Here is a 19,903-nt window from a genome sequence, read left to right as displayed (position 1 = left end):
TCCGGCCGGCCTGCTTCTGTACTGCCCGGCGACGTGGCGGCGGTCGTTCCGGGGGCGGGCGGTGTCCCGGTCGGCTTTCCGCGGTCAGACGGGCAGGCCCGTGGGTTCCTTGATGCGCTTCATGATGATCTGGGAGTTGACCTCGGTGACCCCGGTGAGGGCCGTGAGCTTCTCGATCCACAGGCGTTCGTATGCGCGCAGGTCCGCCACCGCGATGCGGAGCAGGCAGCCGGGGCTGCCGAAGAGGCGGTAGGCCTCGATGACGTCGGGGATCTCCTGGAGGGCCGCCTCGAAGGTTTCGACCGCCTCGCGGTCGCGGCGGACCTCGACCGAGACCAGGACCTCGAAGCCGCGGCCCACCGCCTCCGGGTCGATCACGGCGTGGTAGCCCTGGATCACCCCGTCCTGTTCGAGCTGGCGGACCCGGCGCATGCAGGGGGAGGGGGTCAGGCCCACGCGCTGGGCGAGCTCCTGGTTGCTGAGTCGGCCGTCGGCCTGGAGCTCGCGCAAGATATCTCTGTCAATGGCGTCCATCGCGCAATTATTACGTACCCAATGTGACAGGTGCGGTCAGATTGGCAATCGCATTGCGCGTAGATCTCTCTATCATTGCCGACTGTCGTCTGCGCGTACGAGACTGAGGGAAGGGCCACGGCCATGGGACGGATCGTCGTCATCAGCACCGGCGGGACCATAGCCAGCCGCTGGCAGGGCTCCGGATTCGCCGCGGACGCCGACGGCAGCGAGGTCGTCGCCACCGCACCGCTGCCCGAGGGCATCACCGTCGAGCTGGTCGACCTGTTCAGCGTGAACAGCCCGCGGCTCACCACCGCCCACCAGCTGACCCTGCTGCGCACCGTGCACGAGGTGCTCGCCGACCCCGGGGTGGACGGCATCGTCGTCACCCACGGCACCGACACCCTGGAGGAGTCGGCGTTCCTCGTCGACCTCCACCACCACGACGAGCGGCCGGTGGTGTTCACCGGGTCGCAGCTGCCGATGGGGAGCGAGGACGGGGACGGGCCCGGGAACCTGTACGACGCCCTGCTGACCGCGTCGACCGCGCGCGGGCTGGGGGTGCTGATCGTGTTCGCGGGCCGGGTGCACGCCGCCCGCGGGACGGTGAAGACGCAGGCCGTGGCCCTGGACGCGTTCGCCGACCCGTCGCGGGAACCGCTCGGCAAGGTCGGCTTCGGCAAGGTCGTGGTGCTGCGCGGGCAGCAGCGGCCCGAGAGCCTGCCGCTGCCCGCGATGCCCGAGGTGCCGCCGCGGGTCGACATGGTGATGCACCACGCCGACGGCGACCCGGTCCTGCTGAACGCCGCCGTGGCGGCGGGCGCGAGCGGCATCGTGCTGGTCGGCACGGGGGCCGGGAACGCGACCCCGGAGATCGTGGACGCCGTGCGGGCCGCCGTCGCGAACGGGGTGCTCGTCGCGCTCACCACGCGGGTCGCTGCCGGGCCGGTCACCGAGATCTACACGCACGGCGGAGCCGTGGACCTGGTCGCGGCCGGGGCCGTGCCGGCCGGGACGCTGCGGGCCGGGCAGACGCGGATCGCGGTGCTGTCGGCGTTGCTGGGCAGTGCCGACGGGGGGCGGCGCGTCGGACTGCTGCGGCAGGCGCTGGGGGCCGACGGAGCGGTCCTCGTCGGGGCCTAGCCCCACCACCCCCGCCCCACCACCCCCGCCCCACCACTCCCGCCCCGGCGCCGTTGCCGTCAGGGGCGGGTGAACGCGGACAGGATGGTGTCCGCCGCCGAGGTGGGGGTCAGGGTGCCTGCCCGGACCGCCGCTTCCAGGGCCGGGGCCAGTTCGCGTACGGCCGGGTTCGCGCGCAGGCGTTCCAGGAGGGCGTCGCGGACCATGGACCAGGTCCACTCCACCTGCTGGGCCGCCCGCTTCGCCGCCAGCCGGCCCCCCGCCTCCAGCAGCGTCCGGTGCTGCTCCAGCCGGTTCCACACCTCGTCCAGGCCCGCCGACTCCCGGGCGCTGCACGTCAGCACCGGCGGGGTCCACGCCGCGTCGGCCGGGTGCATCAGGCGCAGCGCGCCCGACAGTTCGCGGGCGGCGGCCTTGGCGTCGCGTTCGTGCGGGCCGTCGGCCTTGTTGACCGCCAGGACGTCCGCCAGCTCCAGGACGCCCTTCTTGATGCCCTGGAGCTGATCGCCCGTCCGGGCCAGCGAGAGCAGCAGGAAGGAGTCGACCATGCCGGCGACCGTGGTCTCCGACTGGCCCACCCCGACCGTCTCGACGAGGACCACGTCGTAGCCCGCCGCCTCCATCACGATCATCGATTCGCGGGTGGCCTTCGCGACGCCGCCCAGCGTCCCCGCCGAGGGCGACGGGCGGACGAACGCCGCCGGGTCCACGGCCAGCCGCTCCATCCGCGTCTTGTCACCGAGGATGGAGCCGCCCGTCCGGGTGGACGACGGGTCCACGGCCAGGACCGCGACCCGGTGGCCCAGTCCGGTCAGCATCGTGCCGAACGCGTCGATGAAGGTGGACTTCCCCACCCCCGGCACCCCGCTGATACCGATCCGCCGCGCCCGCCCCGCGTGCGGCAGCAGCTCCGTCAACAGGGACTGCGCCAAGGCCCGGTGCTCCGCCCGGGTGGACTCGACCAGGGTGATCGCGCGCGCCACGTACGCGCGCTTCCCGTCGAGCACGCCCTTGGCGTACGCGTCGATGTCGATCTTCGGCGGCATGGCCCCGGCCGCCTACAGCTCGTGGCCCAGGTCCGCGGCCAGCCGCGTCACCAGGTCGTGGGCGGCGTCCGGGATGACCGTGCCGGGCGGGAAGACGGCCGTCGCACCCATCTCCAGCAGCGTGGGCACGTCCGCGGGCGGGATGACCCCGCCCACGACGATCATGATGTCCTCGCGCCCCTCCTCCGCCAGCTGCTCGCGCAGCGCCGGTACGAGGGTCAGGTGGCCGGCCGCCAGCGACGAGACGCCCACGACGTGGACGTCCGCCTCGACGGCCTGGCGGGCCACCTCCGCCGGGGTCTGGAAGAGCGGGCCGACGTCCACGTCGAAGCCCAGGTCGGCGAAGGCCGTGGCGATCACCTTCTGTCCGCGGTCGTGGCCGTCCTGGCCCATCTTCGCGACGAGGATGCGCGGACGCCGGCCCTCCGCCTCCTCGAAGCGGTCCACGAGCGCGCGCGTGCGCTCCACGGACGGGGACGCGCCTGCTTCCATGCGGTACACACCCGAGATGGTACGGATCTGGCTCGCGTGCCGCCCGTACACCTTCTCCAGCGCGTCCGAGATCTCGCCCACGGTCGCCTTGGCGCGGGCCGCGTCCACCGCGAGCGCCAGCAGGTTGCCCTCGCCGCTGCCCGCCGCGTTCGTCAGCGCCCGCAGCGTGTCCTGCGTGTGCGCCTCGTCGCGCTCCTCGCGCAGCCGCCGCAGCTTGGCGATCTGCCGGCTGCGCACCGAGGAGTTGTCGACCTTCAGTACGTCGATCTCCTCGTCTGTGGCCACCCGGTACTTGTTCACGCCGATCACCGGCTGCCGCCCGGAGTCGATCCGCGCCTGGGTGCGGGCCGCGGCCTCCTCCACGCGCAGCTTGGGGATGCCCGCGTCGATGGCCTGCGCCATGCCGCCGGCCGCCTCGACCTCCTGGATGTGCTGCCAGGCCCGCCGGGCCAGGTCGTACGTCAGCTTCTCGACGTACGCGCTGCCGCCCCACGGGTCGATGGACCGGCAGGTGCCCGACTCCTGCTGGAGCAGCAGCTGCGTGTTGCGGGCGATGCGCGCCGAGAAGTCGGTGGGCAGGGCGAGGGCCTCGTCCAGGGCGTTGGTGTGCAGCGACTGGGTGTGCCCCTGGGTCGCGGCCATCGCCTCGATGCAGGTGCGCGTCACGTTGTTGAAGACGTCCTGCGCGGTCAGCGACCAGCCCGAGGTCTGCGAATGGGTGCGCAGCGAGAGCGACTTGGCGTTCTTCGGGTCGAACTGCCCCACCAGGCGCGCCCACAGCAGGCGGGCGGCGCGCAGCTTCGCGACCTCCATGAAGAAGTTCATGCCGATCGCCCAGAAGAACGACAGGCGCGGTGCGAACGCGTCCACGTCCAGCCCGACGGCCTGCCCGGCCCGCAGGTACTCCACGCCGTCGGCCAGCGTGTACGCCAGCTCCAGGTCGGCCGTGGCCCCGGCCTCCTGGATGTGGTAGCCGGAGATGGAGATCGAGTTGTACCGGGGCATCTTCTGCGAGGTGAAGGAGAAGATGTCGGAGATGATCCGCATCGAGGGCTTGGGCGGGTAGATGTAGGTGTTGCGGACCATGAACTCCTTGAGGATGTCGTTCTGGATGGTCCCGGCGAGCTTGTCGGGGGAGACGCCCTGCTCCTCCGCCGCCACGATGTAGAGGGCGAGGACGGGCAGCACCGCGCCGTTCATCGTCATCGACACCGACATCCGGTCGAGCGGGATCCCGTCGAACAGCTGCCGCATGTCGTAGATCGAGTCGATCGCCACGCCGGCCATGCCGACGTCGCCGGTCACGCGCGGGTGGTCGCTGTCGTAGCCGCGGTGCGTCGGCAGGTCGAAGGCGACCGACAGGCCCTTCTGGCCTGAGGCGAGGTTGCGCCGGTAGAAGGCGTTCGACTCCTCGGCCGTGGAGAAGCCGGCGTACTGGCGGATGGTCCAGGGCTGGTTGACGTACATCGTCGGGTACGGCCCGCGCAGGTACGGGGCCACGCCGGGATAGGTCCGCAGGAAGTCCAGGCCCTCCAGGTCCCGCCCGGTGTACAGCGGCTGCACGCCGATGCCCTCGGGGGTCTCCCACAGCAGGTCGGCCGGGGCGGTCCCGGTGGACTCCTTGACCGCGGCGCGCCACTGCTCCTCGGAGCCGGCCGAGGGGCCGGCGCCGTCCAGGGCGAGCTCGGAGAAATCGGGGATGCTGCTCACGACGTCACTCCCATCCGGTCGAGCACGCGGGACAGCACGGCGACCGCGTCGCAGCCGGCGAAGACGTACGCGTCCACCGCCTCCTCGGCGGTTCCCGGCTTCCCGGCGAGGAACACCGTCGTCGCGCCCGCCGCGCGCAGGGCGGCCGCCACCGCCGCCGCCTGCTCCGCGTACAGGGCGTCGCTGGAGCACAGCACGGCCGTACCGTCGGCGCCGCTGGCCGCGTACGCGGCCGCGGCCGTCTCGGCGGTCACCGACACCGGGTCGTGGACCGGCTCCACGCCGCCCGCCTGGAACAGGTTCGAGGCGAAGGTGGCGCGCGCCGTGTGCGCGGCCGCCGGGCCCAGCGCCGCCAGGAAGATCCGCGGCCGGGCCCCGGTGGCCGCCAGGTGTGCGTCGCTGCGGGCGCGCAGCACCTCGTACGCCTCGTCGCGCCGTACGCGCGGCAGGCCGCCGGAGGGTGCGGGGGGCGCGGGCTCGCGTACGACCGGCTTCTCCGACAGCAGCGGGAACTCGCTGACCCCGGTGATCGGTTCGCGGCGCTGCGCCAGCTTCCGGGACCGCTCCGCCCAGGTGGCGGCGAGGCGTTCGGCGACCAGGCCCGAGCGCAGGGCGGCGGCCTGGCCGCCCGCCTTCTCCACGGTCTGGAAGAACGCCCAGGCGGCGTGCGCCAGTTCGTCGGTGAGGCGCTCCACGTAGTAGGAGCCGCCGGCCGGGTCGATCACCCGGGCCAGGTGCGATTCCTCCACCAGGATGGTGGAGGTGTTGCGGGCGATGCGGCGCGCGAACGCGTCGGGCAGGCCCAGCGCGTGGTCGAAGGGCAGCACGGTCACCGCGTCCGCGCCGCCCACGCCCGCCGCCATGCAGGCGACGGTGGCGCGCAGCATGTTCACCCAGGGGTCGCGGCGGGTCGTCATCACCGGCGAGGTGACGACGTGCTGTCGCTGGGCGCCCGCCTCCGGGGCCCCCGAGGCCTCGGCGACGCGGGCCCACAGCCGGCGGGCCGCGCGCAGCTTCGCGATGGTGAGGAACTGGTCCGCGGTCGCGGCGTAGCGGAACTCCAGCTGGCCGAGGGCGGCTTCGGTGCTCAGCCCGCCCCCGGTGAGGGCGCGCAGGTACGCCACGCCGGTGGCCAGGGACAGGCCCAGCTCCTCGGCGGCCGAACCGCCGGCCTCGTGGTACGGCAGGGCGTCCACGGTCACCGCCCGGACCTGCGGGTACCCCTCGGCGGCGGTGCGCGCCAAGGCAACCGCGGCCGCCGTGTCGAGGGCCTCGCCGGTGCGGGCCTCGTGGCCCAGCGGGTCGGCGCCGAGCCGGGCGCGCACGTCCGCCGGGGCGGTGCCGCGCGCCGCGCAGAGCTCCAGGAACGCGGTGGCGGCGTCGGCGTGCTCCGCTCCGGCGTCCAGCGTGACCGGGGCGAGGTCGAGGTAGACCCCCTCCAGCGCGCGGGCGAGGCCGTCGACGGGCAGGCCGCCGCGGCCGAGGACGAGCCAGAGGGAGGTGACGCCGTTCTCCAGGTCGGCGAGGACGGCCTCGTTCACCCGTACGGGGTCGGTGCCGAGGTGACGCTGGCGCACGCCCCAGCCCCCGACGGCGTTGCCCTCGGCCCTGCCTCCCCGGACGAAGGGGGCGGAACCGGGGAAGCCGGTGTCGGGAGCCTTCTCGGGCGCGGTGTACAGCGGACGGGTGATGAGCCCGTCCTGGAGCGTGGTGGACAACGCGTCCTCCGCTGCCCCGCCGGAAACTTCCTTGCCCGACTTGCGCAGCACGCCTTCTACCAGGCGCTGCCACTGCTCATGCGTCGCGTCAGGGAATTCGGCGGCCAAGGAGAGCCCGTCATCAGGCAGGACCGTCATGGCTCGAATGCTAGGGGGGTGCCCGGGCAACGACCAGAACCACCGGATGTGATCTCCCCCTCTCAGGTGAGGGGGGAGGGGGCACGGAAGAGCGGATGGAAGCGTGGGCCCCGGTCGGGCCGGGTCGTCCGCGGTGGGCCGGCGCGGTTCACGGCCGTGGCGGGGGTGGTTCGCGGGTGCGTGGCCGGGGCGTTGCGGGGCTGTGAAATCAGGCCACTGGTTTCGGCCGTCCGGCGGAGGTGGATGGAGGGAAAATGCCTGGTCGCAGGGGGTGCGGGGGGTGTTAGGCGGGGCCGGCGGGAGGGGTTGACCGAGGGTGGGGGCGCTGACAGGCTCCCGACATGTCCGCGTTCGAGCACCTCGCCCCGCGGCTCCACACCCTCGGCAGCGGTAGCGCGCCGGGCGGGTGTCAGGGCCGTTGTCCGGCCCCGCGCCGGGTCTGAGCTCCGCCCGCTCCGTCCGTCCCGCGTGCCGCGCGCCCTTCCGCGGCCCGCACGCGCGGCCCACTCCTTCCGCTGCGGAAACATGCCGTAGCCCTGCCCGGGGAGCACCCATGGCCACCGCCACCCAGACCACCACCACCGTCACCCGGATCGGCGGCCGCATCGGCGCCGAGATCGGTGGCGTGCGGCTCGGCGGCGACCTGTCCGAGGGGACGGTCGCAGAGATCCGCGATGCCCTCCTCGCCCACAAGGTCGTCTTCCTCCGCGACCAGGGCCACCTCGACGAGGCCGCGCACGAGGCCTTCGCCCGGCTGCTCGGAGCGCCGGTCGCGCACCCCACCGTGCCGTCCGCCGACGGCCGTTACGCCCTCGGCATCGACTCGGAGCACGGTGCCCGCGCCAACCAGTGGCACACCGACGTCACCTTCGTCCCCGCCTACCCCGCCTTCTCCATCCTGCGGGCCGTCACCATACCGCCGTACGGCGGCAACACCCTGTGGGCCAACACCGCCACCGCCTACAGCCACCTCCCCGAGCCGCTGCGCGCCCTCGCCGACGGACTGCGGGCCGTGCACTCGAACGCCTACGACTACGCCGCCCTGCGGCCCGACGCCCCCGCGGAGGCCCTGGCCCAGTACCGCGAGGTCTTCACCTCGACCACCTTCCTCACCGAGCACCCGGTGGTCCGCGTCCACCCCGAGACCGGTGAACGCACCCTGCTCCTGGGCAACTTCGTCCAGCGCATCAGCGGCCTGACCGGCCGGGACTCGCGGATCCTCCAGGACCTCTTCCAGGCGCACGTCGAGAGCCCCGAGAACACCGTGCGCTGGCAGTGGCGGGCCGGCGACGTCGCGATCTGGGACAACCGCGCCACCCAGCACTACGGCGTGGACGACTCCGACGACCACGAGCGCACCCTGCGCCGCGTCACCGTCGACGGCGACGTCCCGGTCGGCCCCGACGGCCGGCCGTCCCGGCTGATCAGCCCCGAGACCGTTCCGGCCCCCGCCTTCGGCATCCCCTCCGGCGCCTCCACCGGCCCGGACGCCTGACCCCGGGCCCGTCGGCGGCCCCGTGCCGCCGGCCCGTGCGACCCGCACCCGCCCGGCCCGCCCTGTCCCACCCCGTACGACACCCGAGGACCCACCGTGCCCCAGCTGCTCGCCATCACCGGCAGTCCCTCCCTCAACTCCCGTACCGCCGTCGTCGCCGACCACGTGCTGCGCCGCCTCTCCCACGCCGGCTTCACGACCGCGCACCTCTCCGTCCGCGAGCTCCCCGCCGCCGACCTGCTCTCGGCCCGGCGCGGCGAGCCCGAGATCCGCCGTGCCCTGGAGGCGGTCGCCGAGGCCGACGGCCTCGTCATCGCGACCCCGGTCTACAAGGCCGCGTACTCCGGCCTGCTCAAGGCCTTCCTCGACCTGCTCCCGCAGGACGGACTGGCCGGCAAGACGGTGTTCCCCCTGGCCACCGGCGGCAGCCTCGCCCACGTCCTGACCATCGACTACGCGCTGCGACCCGTGCTCGCCGCCCTCGGCGCCGGGCACGTCACCGCCGGACGCTTCGTGCTGGACTCCTCCGTCGAGCGCGGCGCCGGCCCCGACCGGCTGCGGCCCGAGGCCGAGCTCGACCTCTTCCAGGCCGTCGACGAGTTCGCCGGCGCCCTGCGGGCCGCGCACGGCACCGCCGCGCTCAGCGCGGCCCCGTAACGGCCGGCCCCGGGGCGCCGCGGGCCCGCCTGGCGCCGGCCCCCGGCACCGGTTGACCCCGGCGGCCTTGACCCGGACGAGCACCTCGTCCGGCCCGACCTTGGGATCGGGGACGTCAACGAGCCTCAGACCGGCGGGAGTTCCGTTCGCGTCGTACGCAATGGCCTTCATGATCACGGTCAACGGGGCGCGTCGTGGGGCTATTTCCCGGCAGCCGCTCAGGCGGGCAGGGTGTTGCGGTGCGAACGCCGCCGCGCCGCGCTGAAGAGGGCCTGGATCTGGGCGCCGGACTGCTCGACGTGGTCGAGCGCCGAGGGGAAGGGCAGCCGTACGTCGCGGTGGCCGCGCCGCTCCTCCAGCCGCAGGGTGATCCCGTACCGGTCCAGGGCCACGGGCAGTGCGCGCAGGATACCGGTGGCGGGCAGCGGGTCGACCAGCCGCAGCAGCAGGGTGACCAGGTCGGGGTGGTCGTCGAGGAGGTGCGTGAGCATCCCGGCCTCGTACGGGGCGAGGGGGTCGGGGCAGGCGGCGTCGAGCTCGGCGAGGTCGATGGACGAGAAGCCCTCCGAGGTCTCCAGGATCGCCTGGCCGTACTCCATGCAGGTGCTGTCGCCGCTGCTCGCCTCGGCGTACGGGGTGAGCAGGCGGCCCAGGACGGCGACCCGGGCGCGCACCCGGTCGCGCGCGGGGGTCGGTGCGATGTCGGTGAACTCCAGCCGGATCGAGGGGCGTTCGTCGTCCAGGGCGGCGAGCGGGTTGCCCGCCGCCGGGGCGGCGGGGTGCAGGTGCAGCCGGCCCAGGACGTCGCTGTCGTCGAGGTGGCGCACCTCGGTCCGGAGGCCGTCGACGACCACGGTCATGGAGTGAGCGGCGGCCAGGACCGACCGCACCCGTTCGGCGTCGGTGGGCCGTGCGGCGGCGGGTGCGGGGTCGGCGGCCGGGGTGGCGGATGCACCGGACATGCGCATGCGGATCTCTCCATCGTCCCGAGTGGGTTAGGTATGCCTAACCTAACCTACAGCCCCCGCCGGGGACAGTGCGGCCGGTTCGTGTCGTTGTTGGGCTGAACGGGTGAAACGCGAGAGGATGGCGGGATGCACATGAAGCGCACGGCCGGGGCGGTCCGGTGAGCAGGTACGACGTCACCGACGAACAGTGGGAGGGGCTCGCGCAGGTGGTCCCCCTGCGCAGTCGCAACGAATGGCCCTCCCGGGTGGACCACCGCACGATCCCCACGGCGCCCGGGGCGTCGGCGGCGGAGCAGCGGCGCTTCGTGGTGATCCGGGTACAGATCTTCGCGGACGCGCGGGAGGTGGCGGAGTACCTGATCGCGCAGATCCCGGTGCTGCTCGACCTCACGGGGGCGGACGGCGAAGTGGCCAAGCGCATCCTGGACTTCAGCAGCGGCGTGGTCTTCGGACTGGGCAGCGGGATGCACCGGGTGGACCGGAACGTCTTCCTGCTGGCACCGGTCGGCACCGAGGTCGAGGGGATCGCGGCCGCGGCCGTCCCCCGATCGTAGGAAGGTCGCCACGACGGAACGGTTCGCCGGGTCCGGGTGGTGCCCGACGGCCCGTACCGTCCGCGCATGGACGCCACCCTGGACACCGCCCCGGGCTCCGCCCCGGCCGTGATCGACCCTGCACCCGTTGTCGCCTACCCCGTTGTCGCCGACCCCGTTGTCACCGAACCTGCCGTCACCGAACCTGTCCTGACCGAAGCCGTTGTCGCCGACCCCGTTGTGGCCGCCGCCACGGGGGTTGAAGCCAGGGCTTCAGCCGCTGCTGCCGGTTCCGCTGCGGGGGCCGGGCGGGTGCCGGCGCAGGCGAGCGGCCGGGCTGCCGGGCCGGGCGCGGACCCGGCCGCCGGTCAGGTGCGCGAGCTGATCGCGGGGGCGCGGCACCGGCCCGTGGTGACCGGGTTACGGCTCTCCGCCTTCGGTGTGCACCGGTCGGCCTCCTTCCCGCTCGGCCCCGTCACCCTCCTCGCCGGCCCGAGCGGGAGCGGCAAGTCCCAGGTCCTGGCCGCATACGCCGCGCTGGCCGCGCTCGGTTCCGGCGCCACCCTGGAGGAGGCCTTCCCCGATCCGGCCGCCCGCGTCCCCGAGCGGGCCCGCCCCGACGCCCAGCAGCGCCGCGGCTTCCGCATCGGATGCACGGTGGACGGCCCCGCCGGACCGGTCCGGCTCGACCTCGCCGTCCAGGCGGAGCCCGCCCTGCGCATCGTCGGCGAACGGCTCTCGCAGGACGGCCAGGTCCTGCTCGGCACCGCCCTGCGCGACCCGGGCCGCCGCTCGGTCCAGGCGGCCTGGCTGACCGGCGGCGCGATCGGCGTCACCAGGGCCCCGCTCCCCGACGACCGGCTGGGCACCGCCCTGCTCCCACTCCGGGTGGCCGGCTCCACCGTCGGGCAGCGGCAGGTGCTGGCCGCCGCCGAGCAGGTGGTGGTGGCCCTGCGCTCGGTGTTCCCCTGCGACCCGCGCCCCGAGCGGATGCGCGCGCCCGTGCCTGCGGGGGAGGGCCTGCTGAGGGGTGACTGCGCCAACCTGGCCGACGTACTGCGCCGGACGCGGCACGAGTGCGGCACCCGCCACGCGCTGCTGTCGGAGGCCGCCCGTACGGCCTGCGCGGGACCCGTCGCCGGGCTGGAGGTGCGGGCCGCCGGGGACGGGCTGCTCCGCGCGGTACTGGACCGGGGTGACGGCCGGCCCGCCACGGAGCTCGGCCGCCTCGGCTCCGGTGAGCTCCGGTTCCTCGCGCTCGCCCTCGTCCTGCTGACCGGGCCGGGGGTGCTGGCGATGGACCCGGCTGCCGAACTGCTCTCCGCGCAGCAGGCGATGACCGTGCTGGCCGACGGTCTCGACCGGGACATGGACCGCGGCCAGAGCGCGGAGCTGCTGAGGCTGGCCCTGCTGTGCTGCGGCCGGGGCCACGTGCGGCTGGCCGCGGCGGTGGGGGAGACCACCGCCGCGACGGCGCGCGGGCTCGCGGGCGTCACGGTGGTAGACCTGTCCCCATGAACGACGAGTCCGACCTGCCGCACCACGATCACCCCGCGCCGCACCCCGACCGGTCCGGGCCGGGTGGCGACGGGCCCGAGCCGCGCGACGGCCGGTCCGGGCCGCGCGACGAGGAGCGGCTGTACCGGCTCCAGCGGCGGCTGGCCGACTTCGCGGCCGCCCGCGACTGGGCCCCCTATCACACGCCCAAGAACCTGGCGGTGGCGCTCAGTGTGGAGGCGGCCGAACTGGTCGAGATCTTCCAGTGGCTGACGCCGGAGCAGTCGGCGCGGGTGATGGAGCAGCCGGAGAGCGCTCACCGGGTCGCCGACGAGGTGGCCGACGTACTGGCGTATCTGCTGCAGTTCTGTGAGGTTCTCGGGGTGGATGTGCTGGATGCGCTCGCCGCGAAGATCGAAAGGAACGAGCTCCGCTTCCCGGTGACGGATGGTCAGGGCCTCAATCGTCACTCTTCGGAGTGATGGACTCGTCCACAATCACGTTTGTGTCCACAATTTCCGAATACCCCTGGCTTTACTGGCGCATTGCCCTCACGCTGGGTAGTGATGAGAACGGCGGATGTCGTGCGGACGGGGGACGGCATATGGATGCGGTACGGCTCATCGCGGCCGGCCGGCACACGCTGGCACAGAGCGGGGCTGCGTGGGACATCGTGAGCGAGGCCTGGCAGGCACAGGCGCTCGCGCAGGGCATAGGCGGCTATCTGGCGGTCACCGGACCGCCGGAGCTGAGAGCGGAGGCACGGGGACTGGGCGAAGCGGGAGGCAGAGGGTGCGGGGTGCTGGACCGGGCCGCGCTGCGCGGCGAGGGCAGCGCCCCGGAGCGGCCGCCGAGAGCGGCGCAGCTGGCCGGGGTCTCCGACGTCCGGCAGGCACTGCTCGGACTCCAGGCACTCCTCGGTGAAGTGGGGATAGCGCTGGTCGGGGTGGCCTGCGGGACGGACGACGAGGCCCTGTACTGGCAGTGCATCGAGTCGATCGACGCGGCCGACGAGTCGAGCGACCGGGTCCGGGCGATCCTGCGCAAGATGACGGTACGGGAACGGGGTTCGGCCTCGGGCGTGCTCTGAGCGGCGGGGCGGCGTGGGCCGGTGCGTGCGGTGCGGTGCGGTGCGGGCGCCGGCGGTGGCAGGGCAGGCGGGTCGCCGGGCCGGCGGGCGGGTGGTGCCGCGGTGCCCGGCGGGGCGTGGTCCCGCCGCGCGCGACGGGACCTGGGGAGCGGTCAGTACGACGGGGAGGAGGGGCTGCTGCTCTCGATGGTGCGGTCCGTGGAGGACTGCAGGTCGGCGTCGAGCTGGGAGAGGTCGGCGTTCAGCGCCGCCATCAGCTCTTCCATCTGCTGCAGCAGGCCCTTGGGCGCACCGCCCTGGACGGGCACCACGCAGGCGCGGCCCGTGTGATCGTGTCCGGGCTGTCCGGTCTGTGCTGTCGTGCGGGGGGTCTGCGACACGGCCTCGTGGGACATGGCGGCCTCCTCGGCCCTGGCCCTTCCGGGACGGAAGGGGGCGGTGGACGCACCGGCGGGAGGCCGCGGCGCGCGGGCCGGGCGGTCCGGCTCCGTCCGAGAAACGAGCCGTGTCCTGGCTGGTCACTGGCGGGCCCGGTGGCGGCCCGTCCGGTGGGCGCGGATTCACCCGGCCGGGGCGGGAAGGCAGGATGGGGGTATGGATCTCCGCATTTTCACCGAGCCCCAGCAGGGTGCGAGCTACGACACCCTCCTGACCGTGGCCAAGGCCACCGAGGACCTCGGCTTCGACGCGTTCTTCCGCTCCGACCACTACCTGCGCATGGGATCGGCGGACGGCCTGCCCGGCCCCACCGACGCCTGGATCACCCTCGCGGGCCTGGCCCGCGAGACCAGCCGGATCCGGCTGGGCACCCTGATGACGGCCGGCACCTTCCGGCTGCCCGGGGTGCTCGCCATCCAGGTGGCCCAGGTGGACCAGATGTCCGGCGGCCGCGTCGAGCTGGGCCTCGGCGCGGGCTGGTTCGAGGAGGAGCACAAGGCGTACGGCATCCCCTTCCCGGCGGAGCGGATGGCCCGGCTGGAGGAGCAGCTGGCCGTCGTCACCGGCCTGTGGGCCACCGAGGCCGGAGCCACCTTCGACTACACGGGCCGGCACTACCGGCTGGAGAACTCGCCGGCGCTCCCCAAGCCGGCCCAGGCCAAGGTGCCCGTCCTCATCGGCGGCCACGGAGCCAAGCGCACCCCGCGGCTCGCCGCGCGGTACGCGGACGAGTTCAACATGCCGTTCGCGTCGATCGCGGACACCGAGCGGCAGTTCGGACGGGTCCGGGAGGCCGCGGCCGAGGCCGGGCGGGCCGCCGGCGACCTCGTCTACTCCAACGCCCTCGTGGTGTGCGTGGGCAAGGACGACGCCGAAGTGGCCCGCCGGGCCGCCGTCATCGGCCGCGACGTGGACGAGCTCAAGGCCAACGGCCTGGCCGGCTCCCCGGCCGAGGTCGTCGAGAAGATCGGCGCCTACGAGGCGGTCGGCGCCTCCCGCGTCTACCTCCAGCTGCTGGACCTCGACGACCTGGACCACCTGGAGCTGATCTCCGCCTCGGTCCTGTCCCAGCTGCGCTGACCCGACCGAAGGGAACCCACCGATGACACGCGCGTCCGGCCCGCTCGCCGAGGCCCTCGGCCGGGGGGCCGTGCTGCTGGACGGCGGGCTGAGCAACCAGCTCGCCGCCCAGGGCTGCGACCTCTCCGGCGACCTGTGGACCGCCCGGGTGCTCGCCGAGCGGCCCGAACAGGTGGCGGCCGCCCACAGCGCGTACGCGCGGGCCGGCGCGCGCGTGCTCACCACCGCCGCCTACCAGGTCGGCTACGAGGCCTTCGCCGCCCGCGGCTTCGACCGGGCGGCGACCACCGGGCTGCTGCGGCGCAGCGTGCGCCTGGCCGCCCGCGTCGCCGACGCGGCGCCGCACCCGGTGTGGGTGGCGGCCTCGGTGGGCCCGTACGGGGCGGTGCTCGCGGACGGGTCCGAGTACCGCGGCCGTTACGGGCTGAGCGTGCGCCGGCTCGCCGACTTCCACCGCCCGCGGATCGAGGCGCTGCTCGCCGAGGGCCCCGACGTGCTGGCCCTGGAGACCGTGCCCGACCCGGACGAGGCCGAGGCCCTGCTGCTGGTCCTCGCCGAGACGGGGGCCGCGGCCTGGCTGGGCTACACCGTCGCCGACGGCCGCACCCGTTCCGGCGCCCCGCTCGACGAGGCCTTCGCCCTCGCCGCCCGGTCACCGCAGGTCGTCGCGGTCGGCGTCAACTGCTGTGACCCGGCCCAGGTGCTGCCCGCCCTCGAAGCCGCGGCCTCCGTGACCGCGAAGCCGTTGCTGGCCTACCCCAACGACGGCTCCGTCTGGGACGCGGCCACCGCCACCTGGCACCCCCCGGCCGCCCCGTCCCCGCCGTGGCCCCTCGCCGACTGGTACCGCGCCGGCGCCCGCCTCCTCGGCGGCTGCTGCCGCGTCACCCCGGCGGACATCGCGCGACTGGGCGGCCGCCTGCCCCCGGCCGGGCCGGGCGCCGCGAGCGGCCCGCGGCTCGGGGCCGCCGGAAAATAGGGGGCAGACACGGCCGGTGGCCAGCCACAATCGGCCGTGTGTTCCTGACGATCTCCACCACCGGCTCCCCCGAACGACCCGCGTCCGACCTGGGTTTCCTGCTGCACAAGCATCCCGGCAAGGCGCAGGAGTTCTCCACCTCCCACGGCACCGCCCACGTCTTCTACCCCGAGGCCACGGACCTGCGGTGCACGGCGGCGCTGCTGCTGGAGGTGGACCCCGTGGCGCTCGTACGGCGCGGCCGGGGCAAGGGCCGGGGCGGAGCTCCCGACGCGGCGCTGGCCCAGTACGTCAACGACCGACCGTACGCCGCCTCCTCGCTCCTCGCCGTCGCGCTCGGCGCGGTGTTCCGCTCCGCGCTCGCCGGCCGGTGCGCCGCCCGGCCCGAACTGCCCGAACAGGCACGTCCGTTGCGGATCGAGATACCGGTCCTGCCGGCCCGCGGCGGCGCCGGGCTCGTGCACCGGCTGTTCGGCCCGCTCGGCTGGGACCTCGTCCGGGCCGAGCCGCTCCCGCTCGACGAGCACTTCCCCGAGTGGGGCGACTCCCGCTACGTACGGCTCGTGCTGGAGGGGGAGCAGAAGCTCGCGGACGCCCTGCGCCAGCTGTACGTGCTCCTGCCGGTGCTCGACGACGCCAAGCACTACTGGATCTCCCCGGACGAGGTCGACAAGCTGCTGCGGGCCGGTGAGGGCTGGCTCGCCGCCCACCCCGAGAACGGCCTGATCACCGCCCGCTACCTGGCCCGGCACAAGCGGCTCACCAAGGACGCCCTGGAGCGCCTCGAACTGGTCCGGCTCGCCGAGGCCGACGGCAGCGAGGTCGAGGAGCTCGACAACGCCGTCGACGCGGACCGCGACACCGAAGAGCGCCCGGTTCCGCTGGCCCTGCGCCGCCGCGAGGCCGTCCTCGCCGCCCTGCGCGCCGCCGGCGCCCGGCGGGTCCTGGACCTCGGCTGCGGACAGGGCCAGCTGGTCCAGGCGCTGCTGGGGGACCCCGCGTTCACCGAGATCGTGGGCGTCGACGTGTCGGTACGGGCCCTGAACCTGGCGGCCGGGCGGCTGCGTCCGGAGCGGATGGGCGAGCGGCAGCGCTCCCGCGTCCGCCTGCTGCAGGGTTCGCTCGCCTACACCGACAAACGGCTGGCGGGCTACGACGCGGCCGTGCTCAGCGAGGTCATCGAGCACGTGGACCTGCCCCGGCTGCCTGCCCTGGAGTACGCGGTGTTCGGCTCCGCGCGGCCCCGCACGGCCGTGGTGACCACTCCGAACGTCGAGTACAACGTCCGCTGGGCATCGCTGCCCGCCGGGCACGTCCGGCACGGCGACCACCGCTTCGAGTGGACCCGAGACGAGTTCCGGGCCTGGGCCGCGGAGGTCGCGGCGCGGTACGGGTACGGGGTGGTGTTCGTCCCCGTCGGGGACGAGGACCCCGAGGTCGGACCGCCCACCCAGATGGCCGTCTTCACCCGCGCCGACGCGGACGCCGACTCCGACGCCACCACCGACTCCGACGCCACCACCGACTCCGGCACCACCGACTCCGGCACCACCGACTCCGGCACCACCGGCACCCGCACCACCGGTACCCGCACCACCGACACCCCGAAGGAGGGCGAGGCCGCATGACCACCGCAGAGACCGCCACTCCTGGCGACACCCACTCCGACACCGCCACCGCCACCGCCACCGACGCCGGTGGCCCGGCCGGCCGCCCCCGGGTGCTCCGCGTCACCGACCTGTCCCTCGTCGTGCTGATCGGCGCCACCGGTTCGGGCAAGTCCACCTTCGCCCGACGGCACTTCAAGCCGACCGAGGTGATCTCCTCGGACTACTGCCGGGGCCTGGTCGCCGACGACGAGAACGACCAGAGCGCCAGCAAGGACGCCTTCGACGTCCTCCACCACATCGCCGCCAAGCGCCTGGCCGCCGGCCGCCTCACCGTCGTCGACGCCACCAGCGTCCAGGCCGACGCCCGCCGCGGCCTGGTCCAGCTGGCCCGCGACCACGACGTCCTGCCCGTCGCGATCGTCCTCGACCTGCCCGAGGCGGTCTGCGCCGCACGCAACGCGGCCCGCCCCGAGCGGGCCGGGCTGCCGCGCGCCGTCATCCGGCGCCACCGCCGCGACCTGCACCGCTCGCTGCGCGGCCTGGAGCGGGAGGGCTTCCGCACGGTGCACGTCCTGCGCACCGCCGAGGAGGCGGAGCGCGCCCAGGTGGTCCTGGAGAAGCGCTACAACGATCTCACCCACCTCACCGGCCCCTTCGACATCATCGGGGACGTCCACGGCTGCTCCTCCGAGCTGGAGGCCCTGCTCGCCAAGCTCGGCTACGCGGACGGGACCCACCCCGAGGGCCGCACGGCCGTCTTCGTCGGCGACCTCGTCGACCGCGGCCCGGACAGTCCCGGAGTCCTGCGCCGGGTCATGGGCATGGTGAAGTCCGGCACCGCGCTGTGCGTGCCGGGCAACCACGAGAACAAGCTCGGCCGTCATCTCAAGGGCGCCAAGGTCCAGCGGACCCACGGCCTGGCCGAGACCGTCGAGCAGCTGGAGCGGGAGCCGGCGGAGTTCGTCGAGGAGGTCCGGGAGTTCATCCGCGGGCTGGTCAGCCACTACATGCTCGACGGCGGCCGGCTGGTCGTCTGCCACGCCGGGCTGCCCGAGAAGTACCACGGCCGCACCTCCGGCCGGGTCCGCTCGCACGCCCTGTACGGGGAGACCACCGGCGAGACCGACGCGTTCGGCCTGCCCGTCCGCCACCCGTGGGCCGAGGACTACCGGGGCCGGGCCACCGTGGTCTACGGACACACCCCGGTGCCCGACAGCACCTGGATCAACAACACCATCTGCCTCGACACCGGCGCCGTGTTCGGCGGCCGGATGACCGCCCTGCGCTGGCCCGAGCGCGAACTGGTCGACGTACCGGCCGAGAAGGTCTGGTACGAACCGGCCGCACCGCTCGCCGCCGCGACCCCGGGCGGCCACGACGGGCGCCCGCTCGACCTGGCCGACGTGCACGGCCGCCGGATCGTCGAGACCCGGCACCTGGGCAACGTCACCGTGCGCGAGGAGAACGCGGCCGCCGCCCTGGAGGTCATGAGCCGTTTCGCCGTGGACCCGAGGCTGGTGCCCTACCTGCCGCCGACCATGGCGCCGACGGCCACCTCGCGGGAGGACGGCCACCTGGAACACCCGGCCGAGGCCTTCGCCCGCTACCGCGAGGACGGCATCGCCCAAGTGGTGTGCGAGGAGAAGCACATGGGCTCGCGCGCCACGGTCCTGGTCTGCAAGGACGCCGCCGCGGCCCGCGAGCGCTTCGGGGTCGACGGGCCGACCGGCTCCGTCTACACCCGCACCGGACGCGCCTTCTTCCCCGACGCCGAGGTCACCGAAGAGGTGCTGGCCCGGCTGCGCTCGGCCGTCACCGACGCCGGCCTCTGGGAGGAGCTGGGGACCGACTGGCTGCTGCTCGACGGGGAGCTCCTGCCCTGGTCGCTGAAGTCCGGCGGGCTGCTGCGGCACCAGTACGCCGCCGTCGGCGCGGCCGCCCGCTCCGTCCTCCCCGGCGCCATCGGCGCCCTGGAGGCCGCGGCCTCCAGGGGCGTGGACACGGGCGCGCTGCTGGAGCGCCAGCGCGGGCGGTCCGCTGACACGGCCGCCTTCACCGACGCCTACCGCCGCTACTGCTGGAGCACCGACGGGCTCGACGGCGTACGGTTCGCGCCGTTCCAACTGCTCGCCGCGACCGGGCGGTCGCTGGCGGCCGTGCCCCACGACGAGCAGCTGTTCTGGCTGGACCGCCTCGTCGCGGCGGACGCGGCGGCGGGCACCGGCCTGCTGCGCGGCACCGCCCGCGTCCTGGTCGACACCGGGGACGCGGAGTCGGTGCGGGCGGCCACGCGCTGGTGGTCGGAGCTGACGGCCGCGGGCGGCGAGGGCATGGTCGTCAAACCGCTCCAGGCCTACGCCCGGGACGGCCGCGGCCGGCTCGTCCAACCCGGGATCAAGGTCCGCGGCCGCGAGTACCTGCGGATCGTCTACGGCCCGGAGTACACCCGGCCGGACCACCTGGAGCGGCTGCGCGACCGGTTCCTGGGCCACAAGCGCTCCCTCGCCCTGCGCGAGTACGCGCTCGGGCTGGAGGCGCTGGACCGGCTGGCGGCCGGGGAGCCGCTGTGGCGGGTCCACGAGGCCGTCTTCGCGGTGCTCGCCCTGGAGTCGGAGCCGGTGGACCCGCGGCTGTGAGCCCGGCCCCGGCCGCGCGCAGCACGTGACGTAAAGCAAGGGCCCCCGTACGGCCGCGAATTAGGTCGTATGGGGGAACTTTCGCGGAGAACGCCGGGAAAACCACCGGCGGGATCGTTCATCCAGGGCAGCGGAATGTCCGCGACCCCGGAAGGAC

17 protein-coding genes are annotated in these 19,903 nt (G+C 74.3%); 11 read left to right on the top strand and 6 right to left on the bottom strand.

Annotation, left to right across the window (positions count from 1 at the left end):
- Positions 1-84 precede the first annotated feature (84 nt).
- A complete protein-coding gene (locus CP968_RS08590; protein WP_150517433.1) occupies positions 85-534 on the bottom strand; it encodes an Lrp/AsnC family transcriptional regulator in 450 nt (149 codons plus the stop codon).
- A 123-nt stretch (positions 535-657) separates the two neighbouring features.
- Between CP968_RS08590 and CP968_RS08585 the strand changes: the two genes are divergently transcribed.
- Complete coding sequence (locus tag CP968_RS08585; RefSeq protein WP_150517432.1) at positions 658-1,659, top strand: asparaginase; 1,002 nt, start codon at positions 658-660, stop codon at positions 1,657-1,659.
- A gap of 59 nt (positions 1,660-1,718) precedes the next feature.
- Here the strand turns inward: CP968_RS08585 and meaB are convergent, their stop codons facing one another.
- The 3 genes from meaB to CP968_RS08570 are packed head-to-tail and all read right to left on the bottom strand — an operon-like array spanning position 1,719 to position 6,763.
- Positions 1,719-2,705, bottom strand: coding sequence for a methylmalonyl Co-A mutase-associated GTPase MeaB (gene meaB, locus CP968_RS08580; RefSeq protein ID WP_150517431.1), 987 nt, complete (start codon positions 2,703-2,705; stop codon positions 1,719-1,721).
- A 12-nt stretch (positions 2,706-2,717) separates the two neighbouring features.
- Positions 2,718-4,907, bottom strand: a complete 2,190-nt coding sequence (gene scpA, locus CP968_RS08575; protein WP_150517430.1) for a methylmalonyl-CoA mutase — start codon at positions 4,905-4,907, stop codon at positions 2,718-2,720.
- Positions 4,904-6,763 carry a methylmalonyl-CoA mutase family protein gene (locus CP968_RS08570; protein ID WP_150517429.1) on the bottom strand — a complete coding sequence of 620 codons (1,860 nt, stop codon included), beginning with the start codon at positions 6,761-6,763 and terminating at the stop codon, positions 4,904-4,906. The genes scpA and CP968_RS08570 overlap by 4 nt, the downstream gene beginning before the upstream one ends.
- Positions 6,764-7,316: 553 nt before the next feature.
- On the opposite strand from CP968_RS08570, the gene CP968_RS08565 reads away from it, so the two are divergent.
- A complete protein-coding gene (locus CP968_RS08565) occupies positions 7,317-8,258 on the top strand; it encodes a TauD/TfdA dioxygenase family protein (RefSeq protein ID WP_150517428.1) in 942 nt (313 codons plus the stop codon).
- Positions 8,259-8,354: 96 nt separating this feature from the next.
- On the top strand, positions 8,355-8,915 hold the full coding sequence (ssuE, locus tag CP968_RS08560; RefSeq protein ID WP_150517427.1) for an NADPH-dependent FMN reductase: 561 nt from the start codon (positions 8,355-8,357) through the stop codon (positions 8,913-8,915).
- 218 nt (positions 8,916-9,133) lie between these two features.
- Here the strand turns inward: ssuE and CP968_RS08555 are convergent, their stop codons facing one another.
- Positions 9,134-9,883, bottom strand: coding sequence for a DUF2470 domain-containing protein (locus tag CP968_RS08555; protein WP_150517426.1), 750 nt, complete (start codon positions 9,881-9,883; stop codon positions 9,134-9,136).
- Positions 9,884-10,041: 158 nt separating this feature from the next.
- On the opposite strand from CP968_RS08555, the gene CP968_RS08550 reads away from it, so the two are divergent.
- From CP968_RS08550 to CP968_RS08535, 4 genes are all read left to right on the top strand, one after another.
- On the top strand, positions 10,042-10,437 hold the full coding sequence (locus tag CP968_RS08550) for a cell division protein SepF (protein WP_048477630.1): 396 nt from the start codon (positions 10,042-10,044) through the stop codon (positions 10,435-10,437).
- Between the two features lie 66 nt (positions 10,438-10,503).
- The gene (locus tag CP968_RS08545; protein WP_229886166.1) at positions 10,504-11,934 is read left to right on the top strand and encodes an AAA family ATPase; all 1,431 of its coding nucleotides are present in this window, start codon (positions 10,504-10,506) and stop codon (positions 11,932-11,934) included.
- A 119-nt stretch (positions 11,935-12,053) separates the two neighbouring features.
- On the top strand, positions 12,054-12,395 hold the full coding sequence (locus CP968_RS08540; protein ID WP_229886194.1) for a nucleotide pyrophosphohydrolase: 342 nt from the start codon (positions 12,054-12,056) through the stop codon (positions 12,393-12,395).
- 122 nt (positions 12,396-12,517) lie between these two features.
- Positions 12,518-13,003 carry a DUF6099 family protein gene (locus CP968_RS08535; RefSeq protein WP_150517424.1) on the top strand — a complete coding sequence of 162 codons (486 nt, stop codon included), beginning with the start codon at positions 12,518-12,520 and terminating at the stop codon, positions 13,001-13,003.
- Between the two features lie 152 nt (positions 13,004-13,155).
- Here the strand turns inward: CP968_RS08535 and CP968_RS08530 are convergent, their stop codons facing one another.
- Positions 13,156-13,398 carry a hypothetical protein gene (locus CP968_RS08530; RefSeq protein WP_150517423.1) on the bottom strand — a complete coding sequence of 81 codons (243 nt, stop codon included), beginning with the start codon at positions 13,396-13,398 and terminating at the stop codon, positions 13,156-13,158.
- Positions 13,399-13,597: 199 nt separating this feature from the next.
- On the opposite strand from CP968_RS08530, the gene CP968_RS08525 reads away from it, so the two are divergent.
- From CP968_RS08525 to CP968_RS08510, 4 genes are read left to right on the top strand one after another with little or no spacing between them, the layout of a single operon-like run.
- Entirely contained in the window at positions 13,598-14,521 is a 924-nt protein-coding gene (locus tag CP968_RS08525; RefSeq protein WP_150517422.1) for an LLM class F420-dependent oxidoreductase, read from the top strand.
- Positions 14,522-14,543: 22 nt separating this feature from the next.
- Positions 14,544-15,500, top strand: coding sequence for a homocysteine S-methyltransferase (gene mmuM, locus CP968_RS08520; RefSeq protein WP_150517421.1), 957 nt, complete (start codon positions 14,544-14,546; stop codon positions 15,498-15,500).
- A gap of 38 nt (positions 15,501-15,538) precedes the next feature.
- Entirely contained in the window at positions 15,539-17,128 is a 1,590-nt protein-coding gene (locus CP968_RS08515; protein ID WP_150517420.1) for a 3' terminal RNA ribose 2'-O-methyltransferase Hen1, read from the top strand.
- Complete coding sequence (locus tag CP968_RS08510; protein ID WP_150517419.1) at positions 17,125-19,746, top strand: polynucleotide kinase-phosphatase; 2,622 nt, start codon at positions 17,125-17,127, stop codon at positions 19,744-19,746. Before CP968_RS08515 ends, CP968_RS08510 begins: the two co-directional genes overlap by 4 nt.
- Positions 19,747-19,903: the final 157 nt, after the last annotated feature.

This window comes from Streptomyces subrutilus (genome assembly GCF_008704535.1).
GTDB lineage: Bacteria > Actinomycetota > Actinomycetes > Streptomycetales > Streptomycetaceae > Streptomyces > Streptomyces subrutilus.
The sequence above is the reverse complement of the archived record's forward strand: the minus strand, read 5'-3'. Positions and strand labels throughout refer to the sequence as shown.

Bases quoted from the DNA above. Each gene is read 5' to 3' on its own strand.
- CP968_RS08590 (WP_150517433.1), bottom strand. From the start codon at position 534: ATGGACGCCATTGACAGAGATATCTTGCGCGAGCTCCAGGCCGACGGC.
- CP968_RS08585 (WP_150517432.1), top strand. From the start codon at position 658: ATGGGACGGATCGTCGTCATCAGCACCGGCGGGACCATAGCCAGCCGC.
- meaB (WP_150517431.1), bottom strand. From the start codon at position 2,705: ATGCCGCCGAAGATCGACATCGACGCGTACGCCAAGGGCGTGCTCGAC.
- CP968_RS08570 (WP_150517429.1), bottom strand. From the start codon at position 6,763: ATGACGGTCCTGCCTGATGACGGGCTCTCCTTGGCCGCCGAATTCCCT.
- CP968_RS08565 (WP_150517428.1), top strand. From the start codon at position 7,317: ATGGCCACCGCCACCCAGACCACCACCACCGTCACCCGGATCGGCGGC.
- CP968_RS08555 (WP_150517426.1), bottom strand. From the start codon at position 9,883: ATGCGCATGTCCGGTGCATCCGCCACCCCGGCCGCCGACCCCGCACCC.
- CP968_RS08545 (WP_229886166.1), top strand. From the start codon at position 10,504: ATGGACGCCACCCTGGACACCGCCCCGGGCTCCGCCCCGGCCGTGATC.
- CP968_RS08535 (WP_150517424.1), top strand. From the start codon at position 12,518: ATGGATGCGGTACGGCTCATCGCGGCCGGCCGGCACACGCTGGCACAG.
- CP968_RS08530 (WP_150517423.1), bottom strand. From the start codon at position 13,398: ATGTCCCACGAGGCCGTGTCGCAGACCCCCCGCACGACAGCACAGACC.
- CP968_RS08525 (WP_150517422.1), top strand. From the start codon at position 13,598: ATGGATCTCCGCATTTTCACCGAGCCCCAGCAGGGTGCGAGCTACGAC.
- mmuM (WP_150517421.1), top strand. From the start codon at position 14,544: ATGACACGCGCGTCCGGCCCGCTCGCCGAGGCCCTCGGCCGGGGGGCC.
- CP968_RS08510 (WP_150517419.1), top strand. From the start codon at position 17,125: ATGACCACCGCAGAGACCGCCACTCCTGGCGACACCCACTCCGACACC.